Source organism: Enterococcus sp. AZ011 (assembly GCF_050548355.1).
Classification (GTDB): domain Bacteria; phylum Bacillota; class Bacilli; order Lactobacillales; family Enterococcaceae; genus Enterococcus; species Enterococcus faecalis.
In genome coordinates this window covers 2,520,733-2,537,553 of record NZ_CP172959.1, presented here as the reverse complement: position 1 = coordinate 2,537,553, position 16,821 = coordinate 2,520,733, and the positions used below count along the sequence as shown (strand labels likewise).

Below are 16,821 nucleotides of genomic sequence, written 5' to 3'. Positions count from 1 at the left end.
GCTAAACCGCCCTCAAAAAGTCTAACTTTTTGAGGGCGGTTTATTATTTTTATGGAAAGCCAATTTTATCTAATGGATAATAACGAAAAGTCAAAACACCTTCCACACTCGCTTGTTTAACAAAGCCAAAGTAACGACTGTCATCTGAGCGCGGGCGATTATCCCCCAAGACAAAATACATGCCTTCTGGAACGGTCAGGGATTGGGTGGCTTCTAAGGTCTCTAGCGTAAAATCTTGGGTATAATTTTCATTTTTAGAGACATTTCGTTTAGCACTTGCTAAGTAATCTTCACTGAGTGATACACCATTAATATAAAGGGTATCATCGCGATACTCGACTGTTTCGCCAGGTAAACCAATTAAACGTTTGGCTACTCGTTGGCCGTTGCGAGGACTAGGGAAAGCGATAATATCAAAGCGCTGAGGCTTTTTAATCGAGGTCACCCATAAACGGTCGTTGTTATGAAGTGTTGGTTCCATTGAAGAGCCGTTCACCGCAGCAGGGGAGAAAACATAGTGTCGAATTAGCAAGACAGCGACGACTAACAAAACCAACTGAACCAATCGTTTTAATAATGAGGACATGGACTTCACTCCTTTGTCCTTTTAGTGTACTACAGACAAGGAAAAGAAAAAAGTTTTCCCCTTAAGAAAGATGTGCTAAAAAACGTTTCATAAAGCGTTGGCGAATTAAAATACCAACATAAGCAGCTGCGACAGCCTTGATGATACCAGGAATAATAAACGGAGCAAACCCGCCAGCGAAAGCGTTTGGCCACGGCAGATTTGCGGAATATTTCAACCAAATCATGCCGAAAACTAAGGTAACTAAGGCACCGGCAATATTTGCGATAATGGCCCAAGTATAGTTAAAGGTTGTTTTTTCTAAAATATAACCAGTTAATAAGCCGTTAAAGATAAATCCGATTAAATAGCCGCCAGTTGGTCCAAAGAGTACACCGAACCCACTAGACATCCCAGCGTAAACGGGTAAACCAATTAATCCTAATAAGAAGTAAATTAAAATAGCGTAGGTCCCCGTTCGCTTGCCCAAAACGGTAGCGGTTAAGCCGATGGCAAATGTTTGTCCAGTTAAGGGGACAATCCCCAATGGAATTGTAAATTGTGAAAGTACAGCAATAATCACAGCGAATTCTGCTGCTAAAATTAAAGAGCGTAACGATGCTTTATTCATAAGAAGCCTCACTTTCTATTGTTAACCAATTATTTTTATTTGGTTAACAATAGTTTAGCGGAAGTAAACAATTTTGTAAAGAGGGCAAAGAAAAAAACCTTGCCAAGAAAGGCAAGGTTTTGAAAGAAGGTAAGAACCGTAGTTCGACCTTTTGAAATCTTAAAGTTTTTGGTTGTAGTATTCAACGACAAGTGCTTCGTCGATTTCTGGGTAAAGTTCATCACGTTCTGGTAAACGAGTGAAGCTACCTTCTAATTTTTCAGTGTCAAAGCTTACGAATGCTGGACGTCCAACAGTTGCTTCAACCGCTTCTTTAATTGTTGAGATGTTTTGAGATTTTTCACGAACACCGATCACTTGACCAACTTCAACGTGGTATGATGGAATATCAACACGTTTGCCGTCTACAGTGATGTGACCATGGTTAACTAATTGACGTGCTTGACGACGAGTAGTTGCAAGACCTAAACGGTAAACAACGTTATCTAAGCGTTGTTCTAGTAAAACCATGAAGTTAACACCGTGTTTACCTTCTTTGATTTTGCTTGCTTTAATGAACAACGTACGGAATTGACGTTCGTTCATGCCATACATATGACGTAATTTTTGTTTTTCAGTTAATTGCATTCCGTATTCAGAAACTTTACCACGGCTGTTAGGTCCGTGTTGTCCTGGTTTGTAAGGGCGACGAGCTAGTTCTTTACCAGTACCTGATAAAGAGATACCTAGACGACGAGATACTTTCCATGATGGTCCAGTATAACGAGACATTAAAAATTCCTCCAATAAATAAATGTTTTTTTGGAGTAAAATAATTAGATGAAAAATTCATATTCGTTCAGTTCATTCTTCAACCTTCGCCTTTGCAGCCGCGGTTACGCAGTTGAACCAAGTTTGGCAATGAACTGTTGACGAGTTATTATTCTTCTGCTGCAATTATTTTACACAAAATCTAGTATACTTAATAGGATAGGAAACGTCAAGGTTTTAAAGTGAAATATGAAAAAAAGGTAGACAAAAACACTTTTCCTCATTAGAATAAGGGGAGATGTTTTGAAAATATAAGTTGAAAACGGAATGAAAGGGAGTTTACAATGAAGTCTGGTTCACCATTGTTTGAACAAATTGATAAATCCATCGACAAGAAAGTGAATTTATTCTCAAACAGCTTTTCCCGCTACGCTGTTCGTGCAATGCTTGCTTGTCTATTTTTAACGTTGGGAACAGCCGTTGCTTTTGCAATCGCAATTAAAGGAGAAGGAATTTCTCATGGTTTAGGGAAAATGCTTTACGCCTTCATGTTCAGTTGGTCACTTGTAATGATTTTATATATGAATGCCGAACTTGGTACCTCGAATATGTTGTACATGACTGTTGGGGTCTATCGTAAAAAAGTCAACTTTTCCTTAGCTGCAAAAATTTTATTTACCTGTATCTTATTCAATTTAATTGGTGGCGTCTTGTTTGGTTTCTTGGTATCACTTACGGTGCCGTTCCAAGATTTGCCAAAAGATAGTTTCTTCTTTACATCGATTGCTGGAAAATTAGAAAAAACCACCCTACAGATTTTAGTTGAAGCTATGTTCGCCAATATTGTAGTTAATACAGCCGTATTAGTGAGTATGCGAATGAAAGATGACGCCGGCAAAGTCGCGGCCATTATTTTCATTATCTTTATCTTTGCGTTCCTTGGTTTTGAACACGTGATTGCCAACTTCCCAGCCTTCAGTTTAGCTTACTTTGCTTCGAACGGCGCAATTGAAGCTTTCACAGCTGGTAATGTTGTTCATAATCTGTTCTGGGCCTTTATCGGTAACTTTATCGGTGGTGGCTTAATTATGGGTCTCGGCTATGCCTGGTTAGATAAAGACAACAAAAACTTAACGTATTTTGATTAATTGACCAACCAACTATACTAAAACATGGTACACTGTTTTAGTATAGTTTTTTTATTATAAGGAGCGAAGGAATGGACACACTTCAATTTCAGAAGAACCCAGAAACAGCAGCAAAAATGTCTGCTTATATGAAACATCAATTTGTTTTTGCAGGCATCCCCGCCCCAGAACGTCAAGCGTTAAGTAAACAACTTTTAAAAGAAAGTCATACGTGGCCAAAGGAAAAATTATGCCAAGAGATTGAGGCTTATTATCAAAAAACAGAACGAGAATATCAGTATGTCGCTATTGATTTAGCCCTTCAAAATGTTCGGAGATTTTCATTAGAAGAGGTCGTAGCGTTTAAAGCCTATGTTCCACAAAAAGCGTGGTGGGACAGTGTGGATGCTTGGCGAAAATTTTTTGGGTCGTGGGTGGCGTTGCATCTGACTGAATTGCCAACGATTTTTGCCCTTTTTTATGGCGCTGAAAATTTCTGGAATCGGCGTGTTGCGCTGAATTTACAGTTGATGTTGAAAGAAAAGACCAATCAGGACCTGTTGAAAAAGGCGATTATTTATGATAGAACTACAGAGGAGTTCTTCATTCAAAAAGCGATTGGCTGGTCATTACGCCAATATAGTAAAACGAATCCGCAATGGGTCGAGGAATTGATGAAAGAATTAGTGTTGAGTCCTTTAGCACAACGAGAAGGCAGTAAATATTTAGCGAAAGCGAGCGAATAAGGAGAAATGATGGAAAGAAGACTTTTTGCATTTGATATTGATGGGACGTTGTTAAATTCGGAGAAGAAAGCATTGGATAGCACGAGAGAAGCGCTAGCAAAATTGCGGGAGCAAGGACACTTAGTTACGCTGGCAACTGGCAGAAGTCGTTATATGGCGCAAGAGGTGATTTGGGATTTAGATTTTACCAATTACGTATTATGTAATGGCGCCGCGGCTTTTGTGGATCATGAGCAATATTATCAAAATTTGTTGCACGCTGAAGCGTTGGAACGTTTGGCACAAGACAGTGATCAACGCGGCTTAGGATTTGCTTGTGTGGGCTTAGATGATATTAAGAAGAGCAACCAGCACCGTGCTGAAAAAATGGAAATTGCGATGAACTCTTTTCATTTTCATTCACCTGCTTATGATGAACACTTTTATCGTCAAAATGATATTTACCAAGCGCTGGCTTTTTATGACGCAGAAGATCAGTGTACGTTTGAAGAAGAATACCCAGAATTTCGCTTTATTCGCTGGCATCAACATAGCGTAGATGTTGTGCCTAAAGATGGCTCAAAATCAGCTACGTTAACGTATTTAGCTAAACGTGTGGGTATTGATGCAAAAAATATCATTGCCTTTGGGGATGGCGAAAATGACCGAGAAATGTTAAGTCATGCAGGAATTGGCGTTGCAATGGGCAATGCGAGTCCTTCCATTCAAAAAGCGGCTACGATGGTCACAGATACAAATGATAATGATGGGATTTGGAAAGCCTTAAAAGAAATGAAGGCCATTTAAAAAAACTGGGCCGTTTGTCTGAAAACAAACGGCCCAGTTTTTTTCTTTATTCGATGACTAAAACGCCCTCTTTTAAAGCAAATGGATTTTCTTTGTTAATATGATCGTAGAACATGATGCCATTAATATGATCAATTTCATGTTGAACCACAATCGCTTCGTAGTTTTTTAAACGAACTTTGTGTTTTTCGCCAGCCATGTCAAAATAACTGACGGTAATTTTGTTATGGCGAACGACATACCCAGGCACATCCCGATCGACAGATAAACAGCCTTCCCCTTCACCTAAACATACATCTTGCACAGAATGGCTCAAAATTTTAGGGTTGTACATCACCGTACTTAATGAAGGCGTTTCGTTTTCTGGGTCGTTACTAGGAACATGGACAGCAATAATTCGTTTAGAAATATCTAATTGTGGTGCAGCTAAACCAACGCCACCACGTAATTGTAATTCTTCGGCTTTGACTGGATCTTGACTATTTTTTAAGAAAGTCAACATGTCTTCGCCTAATTGTCGGTCTTCCTCAGTGATAGGGACAGGCACTTCTTCTGCCACAGCACGAAGTGTGGGATTCCCTTCACGAATAATATCTTTCATTGTAATCATTCAATGGTTCCTCCTTTGAAACATAAAAAAATTCTTCTTTTATTTATTCATGCGCTGAAATAATCAGTTGTTTACCACCATTTAGTGTATCACAAAATCACCAAAAAAGGGGCTAGATTGTTTAAAAAAACTATCGAATAATAGAGATTAAGCTTGCATTTTAGCGGTGTTTCCTGTAAAGTAAGCTTGTGTGGAAACACACCATCTATCACTTGGTTTAGCGAGTCACCAACGCTTCACTCAGTGATCAGACGAATAATAGAGAAAGAGGTGGAACAAATGGCAATTTCACAAGAAAGAAAAAACGAAATCATTAAAGAATACGCACGTCATGAAGGAGATACTGGTTCTCCAGAAGTACAAATTGCTGTCTTAACTGAAGACATTAACCAATTGAACGAACATGCGCGTACACACAAAAAAGATCACCATTCTTACCGTGGTTTAATGAAAAAAATCGGTCACCGTCGTAACTTGTTAGCTTACTTACGTAAAACTGACATCCAACGTTACCGCGAATTGATCCAACGTTTAGGATTACGTCGTTAATCATTACGTATAAAGCGAGGTTCAATCAGAATCTCGCTTTTTATCTTATTGTCACTATTGAAGGTCCTCTTTGGAAAGTTTTTAGGAACTACTAACCAAATGAAAGAGCAGCAACGACTTGTTACTTTTTCATTTGTTTAGTAGCCGTCTGACTTTTCCAAAGAGCAAGAGTAAAGGAGAAGAATTATGACAGAAAAACAAGTCTTTAAAACAACTTGGGGCGGCCGCCCACTAGAAGTAGAAATCGGCCAATTAGCCAAACAAGCCAATGGAGCTGTCTTAGTACGTTACGGCGATACGGTCGTTTTAAGTGCTGCTGTTGCCTCTAAAGAAGCAAAAGATGTAGACTTTTTCCCATTAACTGTAAACTATGAAGAAAAAATGTATGCGGTAGGAAAAATTCCTGGCGGCTTCATTAAACGTGAAGGTCGTCCAAGTGAACGTGCGACATTAACCGCTCGTTTAATCGATCGTCCCATTCGTCCAATGTTCTCAGAAGGCTTCCGTAACGAAGTCCAAATCACAAACATCGTTATGAGTGTGGATCAAGATTGTACACCAGAAATGGCTGCAATGTTTGGGTCTTCCTTAGCGTTAGCAATTTCAGATATTCCGTTTGATGGACCAATTGCTGGTGTTGACGTTGGCCGTATTAATGGCGAATATGTCTTAAACCCAACGGTAGAACAAGCAGAACAAACAGATATTGAATTAACTGTTGCTGGAACAAAAGAAGCCATCAACATGGTTGAAAGTGGTGCTAAAGAAGTATCAGAAGAAGATATGTTAGGTGCCTTACTTTTCGGTTTTGATGCCATTAAAGAACTAGTGGCGTTCCAAGAAGAAATCGTTGCCGCTGTAGGTAAACCAAAAATGGACGTGGACTTATTACAAGTGGACGCTGATCTTAAAAAAGAAATTTTTGATGCGTACTACAATACAATGAAAACAGCCGTAATGACGGAAGAAAAATTAGCACGTGAAGTTGAAATTGACAAAGTAAAAGATACAGTCAAAGAAGTTTACGCTGAAAAATTTGCGGAACACGAAGAAGAAGCGCAATTACTAAAAGAAGTGAAACAAATTGCGGAAGATCTTGAAAAAGATGTCGTACGTGAGTTAATTACGATCGATAAGATTCGCCCGGATGGCCGTAAATTAGACGAAATTCGTCATTTATCATCAGAAGTAAGTATTTTACCACGTGTGCATGGTTCTGGCTTATTTACTCGGGGTCAAACACAAGCTTTATCCGTTTGTACATTAGCGCCTTTAGGGGAACATCAAATTATCGATGGGTTGGGTGTCCAAGATAGCAAACGTTTCATCCATCATTATAACTTCCCGCAATTCTCTGTTGGTTCAACAGGACGCGCGGGCTCACCAGGTCGTCGTGAAATCGGTCACGGTGCGTTAGGTGAACGTGCCTTAGCACAAATTATTCCATCAGAAGAAGACTTCCCTTACACAATCCGCTTAGTAGCAGAAGTGTTAGAATCAAATGGTTCTTCTTCACAAGCAAGTATTTGCGCGGGAACATTAGCATTAATGGATGCGGGTGTGCCAATTAAAGCGCCAGTTGCAGGTATTGCAATGGGTCTTGTTAGTGATGGTGAAAACTATACAATCTTAACAGATATTCAAGGTTTAGAAGACCACCTTGGCGATATGGACTTTAAAGTAGCGGGAACGAAAGACGGAATCACTGCTTTACAAATGGACATCAAAATCCAAGGAATTACAGAACAAATTTTAACGGAAGCATTAGACCAAGCGAAGAAAGCACGGATGGAAATTCTAGAAGAATTAACAACAACGATTGCTGCTCCTCGTGAAGAATTAAGTCAATATGCACCGAAAATTGAAATGATTCAAATTAAACCAGCGAAAATTAAAGATGTCATTGGTAAAGGTGGCGAAACAATCAACAGCATCATTGATGAAACTGGTGTTAAGATTGATATCGATCAAGACGGTAACGTAAGTATTGCTTCATCAGATGCCGAAATGATTAAAAAAGCCATCAAGATTATTGAAGAATTAACCAAAGAAGTCGAAGTCGGTCAAGTTTACTTAGCAAAAGTTGTCCGCATTGAAAAATTTGGTGCGTTTGTTAACCTAATTAAAGGCAAAGATGGCTTGATCCATATTTCTCAATTAGCAAACGAACGTGTGAACAACGTTGAAGATGTCGTGAAATTAGGCGACGAAGTCCTTGTCAAAGTAACTGAAATTGACAAACAAGGCCGTGTCAACGTGTCAAGAAAAGCATTATTAAACGAAGAAAACAAAGAAAAATAATTTCTTTTTAAACCAACGAAAACCAAGGAAGCTTCCTTTCTTTTCGTTGGTTTTTTCGTTGAAAACAAGCCCTAAAAAAGAAATGATAAAAAAAGCTAAAGACGATCGCCAACTCTTTTGTTTATAGTCAATTAGTGGTAAAATTAATACTATCAGTCTGAAGAATATCTGGGGTGTCTTTGTGAAAAAATTTAATCCAAATAAAAATATAATCATTACCTTAATTTTAGTCATTATTTTAGTAACCATTATTAGTTTAACTGCTGCGCAACGTTCTGAAAAAGGCAAAACCAATGTCGTTCAAGGTGGCGTCAATAATAGCGTTAGTATGGTGGACCGTGTGATTTCTTTTCCAGCTCGTGTGGTGGAAAATGGCTTGTCTTCAATGGGCAATTTAATTAACACGTTTAAAGAAAACGAACGTCTAAAAGAAAAAATTGATAGCTATAATGAATTAGCTGTCCAAAACAATAACTATAAACGTGAAATTGATAGTTTAAAACAAGAATTGAATCTGAACGAAACGTTGGCCAACTATGAAAAAGTAACTGCGAATGTCATTACGCGTTCGCCGGATACTTGGCAAGACTTATTAATTATCGATAAAGGAACCAATGACGGCATTGAAGCGGGCATGGCGGTCATGGCGCAAAAAGGGTTAGTGGGGCGTGTTATTGAAGTCAATGCAACGACTGCAAAAGTGGAACTACTAACGTCTAAAAATGTTAACTCGAACCATTTCCCTGTGCGAGTAACTTCCGCAAATGGCGAATCATTTGGTTTACTTAAAAATTACGACAATAAGACGAATGCATTAATTGTGTCACAATTAACTGGCGATGCCACTCTGAAAGAAGGCGATGTCGTTCAGACTTCTGGCTTAGGTGGTAATTCCCCAGCCGATTTAGCGGTAGGGACAGTTATTAAAGTGAAACCAGATAGTTTTGGTTTAGATCGTGAAGTCTATGTGAAACCTTATGCGGATGTCTATGGTATCTCCGTTGTGACGGTCGTGAAAAGATCGGCAGGGGAAAGCGAATGATTCGGAAAGAGTATTTAAAATACGTCACACCTATTCTCTTGTTTTTCTTAATGTTAATTGATGCTCATTTAACAAAGTCTTTTGAAACGTGGACAAGTAATGTTTACTTCGCCAGTTCTCATCTGCTATTACTTGCGTTTATGTTTGCCGTTCCTAATTTTTCTAAACGTTATTTATTAATTACTTCGTTAATTTTAGGCTTTATTTGCGATAGCTACTACATTGGCATTATCGGGATTTATACAGTTGCACTGACGCTTTCGGTTATGTTGATGTATACATTTAAAGAAGTAATTCAAACAAATTTACTAACTGGTTTTTTTGGGATCGTCATTTTTACCACGTTGTATGAACTGATTGCGGTACTGATTCAAGTGGCCTTTCATTTAGCAGATGTCAGCCCAATTTTATTTATTACACGTGTGTTAGGCCCTACATTGCTATTGAACATGGTGTGGTATGTTATTTTATCTTATCCACTGAAAAAACTGTTTTCCGTAAAATAAAAATTGAAAATTTTGTTCGTTTGCGAAAAATGCTCATTTGTTAGCATTTTTCGCTTTTTTTATTCTCTTTAAATAACAAAACAATGAGAAGCTTACCCTGGATCCATGAAGAAAGTTGTGAAAAAAGTGAAGCTTTTTTTTGTCATTTACAAGAAGAAAATTGAAATATTACTGTAACATCCATATTATCTCAGTGACATACAGCTATGCTACAATTGCTCTATCGTTGAAAAAGAGAAATTTATTCAAATTTTAATAAATAATAAAAAAGCTTAACAAAAAAGGATTTTCGGAGGACAACAGATTGAAGAAAAGTGTATTATCGGCTCTAATGGTATGTTCCATTACATTAACAAGCGTAGCGTTGCCATCCGCAGCATTTGCAGATGAATACGATACAAAGATTCAACAACAAGATCAAAAAATTAATGCGTTAACTAGCCAAATGTCAGATGCAGAAGCAAAAGTTGCCGCGATTGAAAATGATATGGTTGAAACGGCCAAACAAATCGATACATTAACAGCTAAAAAGAACAAGCTATCATCAGAAGTATCTAAATTATATAGTGAAATTTCTGATTTGAATGTCCGTATTCAAAAACGTGAAGTACAAATGACAAAACAAGCACGCGATGTCCAAGTGAATGGTCAAAGTGATTCAATTATTGATGCTGTCTTAGATGCAGATTCAGTAGCAGATGCAATTGGTCGCGTTCAAGCGGTCTCAACAATGATGAGCGCCAACAATGAATTACTAGAACAACAAAAAGAAGACAAAGCGACTGTTGAAAAGAAAACAAAGAATGTTGAAAAACAAATTGCTGAATTAGAAGCAGCAACAAAAGAACTAAATGACAAAACAGAATCATTAAAAACATTGAAGATTCAACAAGAAGTGGCTAAAAATGATTTAGAAGCGCAACGTTCTGAAGAACAAGGGAAAAAAGACGGCTTCATTAAACAGAAAAAAGAAGCGGAAAAACGTTTAGCAGAAGAACAAGCACGCCAACGTGCAGCTGCTAAAAAAGCAGAAGAACAAGCGGCAGCGCAAGCACAAGCCGCAGCACAAAAAGCGGCAGCAGAGCAAGCGCAAGCAACAAAAGCAGCCAATGAGGCAGCAGCATCAGCCGCTGAAGAAAAAGCCGCAACACCAGCAGTAGAATCATCAACAACTACTGAAAGTACCACAACGCAAGAAACAACAACTTCAAGTACTGAAACAGAAAGTGTTGTAACAACACCTGTGGCAGCAGCACCTGAAAAAGAAAAAGAAGTTCCTGTAACTAACCCAACGACTCCTGAAAAAGGTAATGAAGCAAAACCAGGGAATGGTGGCGTGACTTCAGGAAAACAAGCCGCAATTAATGCAGCTTTAGCAGATGTTGGTAATTCTTATGCAACAGGTTGGAATCAACCAGGTGAATGTTTAGTATCTGTTCGTCGCTGGTTAGCGGCAGGCGGTATTAACTTCGGTTATGGTGGTCCAAACAGTGGCTATGTTGCTTCTGGCGCAACACAAGTTAGCTGGAGTAACGTGCAACCAGGCGATGTTGTTCAATATGAAAGTGCCTATAGTCCAGATAGCTGGATTGGTGGCGTGCATACTGTCTTAGTTACAGGTGTAAGTGGTGGAAGTGTCCAAATCGTTGAAGCGAACAACCCAGGAGGTTCTGGTTATGTTTCTTCTAACTCTAACTGGTCACCAGCACCACCAGCAGGATTCCGCGCTGTTGTATGGCGTTTTCCAGGCTAAATAGTCATCTATTAATAATTGATAACAAGGAGTGGTAACTAACAAAAATCGTTAGTTGCCGCTTTTTTTATTCATTTAATTTTAAATATATGCATAAAATGTATCTGAAAATATTGTAATCTGGCCGTTTTTTTGCAATTATAGAGGTATATACATATTAGGAGCGGAGGAATCAGCATGAGCGGAACGCACGATACAAAACAAGCAATCGCTTCAGCTTTAATAGAATTATGTGAACAAAAGGATTTTCGTAAAATAAGTGTCCAAGATATTACCAAAAAAGTGGGCTTGAATCGCCAAACATTTTATTATCACTTTACAGATAAATATGATTTATTACGTTGGATTTATCGTCACGATGCATTGATTTACTTAGAAACAGATATTTGTTTGGAAAACTGGGAGGAACAAGCCCTGAAGTTATTAAAAGCGATTAAAGAGAAGAGTCATTTTTACTATACAACGGTGACCTCAGATTCAGAAGTTCTTCTTAATGTTTTTTCCGCTTCGACCAATCGCTTATTTATTTCATTATTTGAACAAGTCGATGTTGAGAACCATTTAACAGATAAAGACAAACAATTTTATGCGAATTTCTTTTCTTATGGATGTAGCGGTGTCTTAACGAAATGGATTCTTGAGGAATATCCTCAGACTCCTTTGGAAATGGCGACGCAATTATTCCGTTTAGCGAAAGATACAGAATTTATGGCTTATCATTTGTATGAACAAGAAGTCAATGAGTAATGTGTGAAGGATAAAAAGTTTTATGAAGGAGTGAAACGTTGTGGTAACTGTGTTATTTGTTTGTTTAGGCAATATTTGTCGTTCGCCAATGGCAGAAGCGATTTTTCGTCAGAAAGTCCAACAAGCCGGTTTAGAATCGACTATTCAAGTGTTTTCAGCAGCTACTAGCCACTGGGAAGTTGGCAGTCAGCCACATAAGGGAACCAGAAAAATTTTGGAGCAACAAGGAATTTCCTATCAAGGAATGCGGGCGACACAAATCCAGCCAAGTGATTTTAAAAAATATGACTATATCATTGGGATGGATACGAATAATGTGGCCGATTTAAAAGCATTAGCTCCTCAAGAAGAGCAACCGCGGATTCATTTATTTATGGAAGTTGTGGCTGGTAAAGAAACCATGGACGTACCTGATCCTTATTATACTGGAGATTTTGAGGAAACTTACCGCTTAGTGGAAGCAGGTACCTCAGAATGGTTGAAAAAAATAAAAGCACAGCTGAAAGATTAGGACTATAGTCCGATAGTACTTTCTGTTTCCCCTTGGTACAATAGTGTTAACAAATTGTTCAGGGAAAAAGAGACAGGAGGGAAGTAAGATGAACAGTAGTTATTTATCCTATGTTTTTGAATTGAGTTTGTATTATTTATTGTTGATAATGAGTCTGCCGCTAGTGTATGCTGTCACGTATCATTTATCTTTTAGTAGTATGTATACAAGTGAATGGTTAATGATCTCTGTTTTCTTATCTCCGTTAGTTTTATTATTTGCAGGTATTCGTTATGGTTTTGCTCGTCTGAAACAGCAAGAACGTCAAGCGATGAAATAAAGCAAAAAATCCTTGAAAAGTGTCAAAACTTTTCAAGGATTTTTTTATTAAGCCACCCAATCGGCTAAGGTTTTTTGCTCCAATTGGAAAGCCTTTAACATATCGTCGTTGGCGTCTTTAATAGGCGTCGTTGCTGCTAATGTTCCTTGAACAGCAATTCGCGTCGTTGCTTGTAAATCGCCACAGGTAATTAAGGTAATCATATTTTGACCAGGAACGTCATCAATTAACTCAACACGAGTTGGTTCGATTTTTTCTACAGAAGTTATTTTGTATGTATAAACAGTAGATAAATCAGTGATATAAATGAGTTCGTCTTTTTTGGTTCTTTCTAAAGGTGAAAATAAGGAAACACCATCTTCCGTTCGATGACTAGCCAAGGTATAATTGTTTTTCCCCATGACTTGATCTTCTTTCATGGTCCCCGCACCAGTTAATAAAGCGACATTTGACAATCCTTTAAAAATGGGCAAATTAATTTCGACACTTGGTATCGCAATGGCACCAATCACAGGTAAGTTTTTGTTTTCAAATTGGGCTTTCATCACCGCTTCTGTGCTCAAGGACTCAACTGAATCAAAGTCAAACGTTGTTTCACGGGCCATGTTTTTCTTCACATCAGCTGGTTTCAACTTGCTAACGGCGTACGAGCGGCTATTTTGTTGAACCACCCAACTGCGTATCTGATTGTTAAAAATTAAGGCCAAGCCAATGATAAATAGTAAAACTAATAAGCTGTTGATTAACCAATTTTTTCCTCTTTTTTTCTCTTTTGGGCGCATATTCTCCCTCCTTTTAATGTATCAAGTTTACCACAATTTATTTGAAAAACCTATTTATTTTCTTTGGTGAATAGGTAAGCTAGCTGGACCTTGATTTAATAAAAAACAACTGAATCGATTGATTTTTCAAAAAAATCCTCATTTTGTAATGGAATTTTAAAGTAAAAGAAACAAGCTTTTCTTTTGAAAATATTGTAAAATGGTAAGGAGGCTAGTAGAGGGGAGATGGGAATTTGCTTGATTTAATTTATGTACATATAGATGTAACCAGCAACGCGGTTTTATCTAAAGGAATTACCCATTCCGATTTTGTTCGTTCAATTGTGCATCATCCACAGAACTTACTATTATTAGATCCTTCTGCCGAAGCTGGCGAATACGATATGCATTCAGGCTTGAAAATTATTCGCGGAGAAGAAAGCGTCAATCGCTATTTTCAATCGCTACAACGTCGTTGGATGACTGAAGAAATTAAATGGATTGACTTTTCCGATGTGACGATGCTAAAAGAGCTAACGCCATTAGAAATTTCGGAACTTCTTTATTTTGGACACATGAAGAATAGTTTGCATTCGCCTTTCTTTTATAAGCTACAAAATGATTTTGTCTTTTTTGAATTTGCAGATCAGATGACGCGTGTCTATTATCGTTATATTGATGAATTTTATCGAATCTTTGCTGATAAAATTACACGTGTTGTTTTAGAGAAAGTCAACCAGAAAAAGGCCTTCTTTAAACGAAATACGCCTGTCGAAAAATTAAGTCCTGAATTACTTAAAAATATGAAAGGTATCTTGCAAGAAGGTGTTATTTTTTGCTTCCAACAAACGGAAGTGGATAAAGAAGAATATCGGATTCCTATTTACTTGGTGGAAGATTCACTTAGCAAGATGAAAAATACCTCTTACCAAAAAGAAGAAATTTTGGCAACGCTTGTCTATAATAGTGAAAAACGCATTTGGCACATTGAACAAGAGAATGATTTCGGTGAAATTTTTATGTTGGCCCATGAAGGCTGAGAGAGCTCTAACTTTATCAACTAAAGTAGGGCTTTTTTTGTAGCTATGATTTGGATGAGAAATCAAGTATAATAAAATGATAAAAAGGAAAGAAGGTTGTTTAATGAAAAAAAAACTCTATGGCTCTATGACTGGCTTGGCACTCTTTTTGGTAGCTGGCTGTACATCCAAAACACCCATAGCTGTTTCATCAACAAATGAACAAAAAGAAACAGTAATATCAACTACTGAAACAAGTTCATCCGTACAACAAGAAGCAACGACGACATCAGAGAAGACAACTGCGGTAGCTGTCTCTTTAGAAAAAGTAACGACAGCATTTGAGAAAAAATATCCAGAAGCTAAAATAACAAGTCTGCAGTTAGATACAGATTTTGGCCGTTATTTTTATGAAATAGAAGGCGTGGATAAGCAAAAAGAATATCAAGTTGAAGTGAACGCAGAAACAGGCGAATTCACAAAAGAAAAAGTCGAAACCTTGGATGCCGATGAACAAAATGGCGTTAAAATGCAAGAAGAGGCACTTGATTTAACAAATATCATTTCCAGAGAACAAGCCACAACCTTGGCTGAAAAAGAAGCGAAAGTCGGCCAGGCAACAGATTGGAAGTTAGAGAAAGAATTAGGAATCACCTATTGGGAAGTGAAAGTGAAAGAGGGCCAACAAAAAATAGAGGTAAAAATCGATGCTCATTCTGGTAAAATTTTGACAACTGAGTGGGACGATTAATGGATAAAAAGTAGCTGGCATGCGTTTGAGTAGGAGCTGATTCCCTTAAACGTTGGTCCAGCTATTTTTTTGCTTGTTCGACAAACGTGTTTTTCTAAAGTCCCTATGGTAAAATAACGATGTATTAGTGGTTGAGAGCGTCAGAACATAGGAGGAAATTTGTTTGGCTAGAAAAATGGATTTACGTATTTGGGTAGAAGGAACAGTCGTCGCAGCAATGGCAATGGCCCTCTCTTTTTTACCGATTGAATTTGCCAATAGTGGCTTGGACCTATCGTTGGGAATGGTCCCATTAGTTCTTTATTCGTTTCGTCGTGGGTTGCTTCCTGGAGTTGCAGCAGGCTTTGTTTGGGGCATGTTAAATATTATTCTCGGTACAGCCATGAAAAATTTCTTGTCCGTTCCACAGATTATTTTTGAATATCCCTTTGCTTTTGCGTTTGGAGGAATGGGTGGCGTATTCGCTAGAAAAATTCAACTGTATTTTCAAGCGAATCGTTTAAAATCAGCCATTCGTACGATTATTTTAGGAAGTGTTGTCGCAGTCTTCGCCCGCTGGTTTTGGCATTTTTGGGCGGGTGTATTGGTTTGGGGCATGTATGCACCAGAAGGAATGAGCCCATACCTCTATTCTTTTGTACTAAACGGTACGAGTACCGTCGTCAATTGTTTGTATGTAAGTCTAGTTCTAGGCTTATTGGCAAAAGTAGCACCGCAATTATTTGTTCCTAAGAAATAAGTTGAGTCCTAAGTCAGAAGTTTCATGGGATTTTGACTAAAGTCATAAATAAAAGAAACCACCAACCTGCAATCGCCAGAGTTGGTGGTTTCCATTTATTTTATAAAGACTTCAATATTCTAGTGAATTTGACGTTGGTGACGATTGGCTAACGTGCTGACTTTCATGACAGAAGCAACAGGAATCATGCGCAACTGTTGTTCATCCGTTTGTAAACGAACAACGATATTGTCCGAAATATTTTTTGAGACAATCCAGCCGATCACCGTTTCGAATTTATGCGCTGTAGGGACTTCTTTCAATTGTAAGACCACTAAGGATTTTTGGGCGGCAGCGACTTGGAGCTCTTGTAAAAGCGCACTGCGTTCCTTTTCTTTATTCTTTTGATCTTGAGAATCTTCTAAAAATGCCGAAAAGAAATGTTGGGAAGAGAGCGTAATCAGTTTAGAAATGCTCTTGATGGTAGCTTTATGTTGATCCATTCTTCTGCCTCCTTTACGAATAAAATAGAATAAAACTCAAATGACTAATTACCTGTATTTTACCTAATTTTGTGATAAAATTCAAGAAAATATGTTCGCCTTCAATAATTATGAGAATTTACCAAC

General features: G+C 38.0%; 20 protein-coding genes. 14 read left to right on the top strand and 6 right to left on the bottom strand.

Annotated features, from left to right (window positions below):
• Positions 1-49: 49 nt before the first annotated feature.
• The 3 genes from lepB to rpsD form a co-directional block, all read right to left on the bottom strand.
• Complete coding sequence (lepB, locus tag IGL36_RS12240; RefSeq protein ID WP_002385230.1) at positions 50-586, bottom strand: signal peptidase I; 537 nt, start codon at positions 584-586, stop codon at positions 50-52.
• 61 nt (positions 587-647) lie between these two features.
• A complete protein-coding gene (locus tag IGL36_RS12235) occupies positions 648-1,196 on the bottom strand; it encodes a biotin transporter BioY (protein WP_002354975.1) in 549 nt (182 codons plus the stop codon).
• 159 nt (positions 1,197-1,355) lie between these two features.
• Positions 1,356-1,967, bottom strand: a complete 612-nt coding sequence (gene rpsD, locus IGL36_RS12230; RefSeq protein WP_002365342.1) for a 30S ribosomal protein S4 — start codon at positions 1,965-1,967, stop codon at positions 1,356-1,358.
• Between the two features lie 323 nt (positions 1,968-2,290).
• Here rpsD and IGL36_RS12225 point away from each other — a divergent pair, with 323 nt between their 5' ends.
• From IGL36_RS12225 to IGL36_RS12215, 3 genes are all read left to right on the top strand, one after another.
• A complete protein-coding gene (locus tag IGL36_RS12225; protein WP_002365340.1) occupies positions 2,291-3,094 on the top strand; it encodes a formate/nitrite transporter family protein in 804 nt (267 codons plus the stop codon).
• A gap of 71 nt (positions 3,095-3,165) precedes the next feature.
• Entirely contained in the window at positions 3,166-3,819 is a 654-nt protein-coding gene (locus tag IGL36_RS12220; protein WP_002354978.1) for a DNA alkylation repair protein, read from the top strand.
• 9 nt (positions 3,820-3,828) lie between these two features.
• Positions 3,829-4,605: an HAD family hydrolase gene (locus IGL36_RS12215; protein ID WP_129238681.1), complete on the top strand. Its 777-nt coding sequence runs from the start codon at positions 3,829-3,831 to the stop codon at positions 4,603-4,605.
• Positions 4,606-4,651: 46 nt separating this feature from the next.
• Here IGL36_RS12215 and def read toward each other — a convergent pair whose 3' ends face one another.
• Positions 4,652-5,215 (bottom strand): peptide deformylase, encoded by a 564-nt coding sequence (gene def, locus IGL36_RS12210; protein ID WP_002354981.1) that lies wholly within the window; start codon positions 5,213-5,215, stop codon positions 4,652-4,654.
• A gap of 279 nt (positions 5,216-5,494) precedes the next feature.
• Here def and rpsO point away from each other — a divergent pair, with 279 nt between their 5' ends.
• From rpsO to IGL36_RS12170, 8 genes are all read left to right on the top strand, one after another.
• Complete coding sequence (rpsO, locus tag IGL36_RS12205) at positions 5,495-5,764, top strand: 30S ribosomal protein S15 (protein ID WP_002354983.1); 270 nt, start codon at positions 5,495-5,497, stop codon at positions 5,762-5,764.
• A gap of 186 nt (positions 5,765-5,950) precedes the next feature.
• The gene (gene pnp, locus IGL36_RS12200) at positions 5,951-8,065 is read left to right on the top strand and encodes a polyribonucleotide nucleotidyltransferase (protein WP_002367402.1); all 2,115 of its coding nucleotides are present in this window, start codon (positions 5,951-5,953) and stop codon (positions 8,063-8,065) included.
• A gap of 181 nt (positions 8,066-8,246) precedes the next feature.
• On the top strand, positions 8,247-9,107 hold the full coding sequence (gene mreC, locus IGL36_RS12195) for a rod shape-determining protein MreC (protein WP_002383273.1): 861 nt from the start codon (positions 8,247-8,249) through the stop codon (positions 9,105-9,107).
• Positions 9,104-9,613: a rod shape-determining protein MreD gene (mreD, locus tag IGL36_RS12190; protein ID WP_002354987.1), complete on the top strand. Its 510-nt coding sequence runs from the start codon at positions 9,104-9,106 to the stop codon at positions 9,611-9,613. The genes mreC and mreD overlap by 4 nt, the downstream gene beginning before the upstream one ends.
• 331 nt (positions 9,614-9,944) lie before the next feature.
• On the top strand, positions 9,945-11,366 hold the full coding sequence (locus IGL36_RS12185; RefSeq protein WP_002394023.1) for a CHAP domain-containing protein: 1,422 nt from the start codon (positions 9,945-9,947) through the stop codon (positions 11,364-11,366).
• A gap of 177 nt (positions 11,367-11,543) precedes the next feature.
• Positions 11,544-12,113 (top strand): TetR/AcrR family transcriptional regulator, encoded by a 570-nt coding sequence (locus tag IGL36_RS12180; RefSeq protein WP_002398151.1) that lies wholly within the window; start codon positions 11,544-11,546, stop codon positions 12,111-12,113.
• Between the two features lie 40 nt (positions 12,114-12,153).
• Positions 12,154-12,624, top strand: a complete 471-nt coding sequence (locus IGL36_RS12175; protein ID WP_002387365.1) for a low molecular weight protein-tyrosine-phosphatase — start codon at positions 12,154-12,156, stop codon at positions 12,622-12,624.
• An 88-nt stretch (positions 12,625-12,712) separates the two neighbouring features.
• Positions 12,713-12,943, top strand: a complete 231-nt coding sequence (locus tag IGL36_RS12170; protein WP_002383277.1) for a hypothetical protein — start codon at positions 12,713-12,715, stop codon at positions 12,941-12,943.
• Between the two features lie 47 nt (positions 12,944-12,990).
• Here IGL36_RS12170 and IGL36_RS12165 read toward each other — a convergent pair whose 3' ends face one another.
• Entirely contained in the window at positions 12,991-13,725 is a 735-nt protein-coding gene (locus IGL36_RS12165; RefSeq protein ID WP_430608817.1) for a class A sortase, read from the bottom strand.
• Positions 13,726-13,958: 233 nt separating this feature from the next.
• Between IGL36_RS12165 and IGL36_RS12160 the strand changes: the two genes are divergently transcribed.
• The 3 genes from IGL36_RS12160 to thiT all read left to right on the top strand — a co-directional run bounded on the left by IGL36_RS12160 (position 13,959) and on the right by thiT (position 16,213).
• Positions 13,959-14,744, top strand: a complete 786-nt coding sequence (locus IGL36_RS12160; RefSeq protein WP_002354996.1) for a hypothetical protein — start codon at positions 13,959-13,961, stop codon at positions 14,742-14,744.
• A gap of 76 nt (positions 14,745-14,820) precedes the next feature.
• Entirely contained in the window at positions 14,821-15,474 is a 654-nt protein-coding gene (locus IGL36_RS12155) for a PepSY domain-containing protein (RefSeq protein ID WP_002398150.1), read from the top strand.
• A gap of 163 nt (positions 15,475-15,637) precedes the next feature.
• Complete coding sequence (gene thiT, locus IGL36_RS12150; protein WP_002354998.1) at positions 15,638-16,213, top strand: energy-coupled thiamine transporter ThiT; 576 nt, start codon at positions 15,638-15,640, stop codon at positions 16,211-16,213.
• Between the two features lie 119 nt (positions 16,214-16,332).
• Here the strand turns inward: thiT and IGL36_RS12145 are convergent, their stop codons facing one another.
• The gene (locus tag IGL36_RS12145) at positions 16,333-16,695 is read right to left on the bottom strand and encodes a hypothetical protein (protein ID WP_002354999.1); all 363 of its coding nucleotides are present in this window, start codon (positions 16,693-16,695) and stop codon (positions 16,333-16,335) included.
• Positions 16,696-16,821 lie beyond the last annotated feature (126 nt).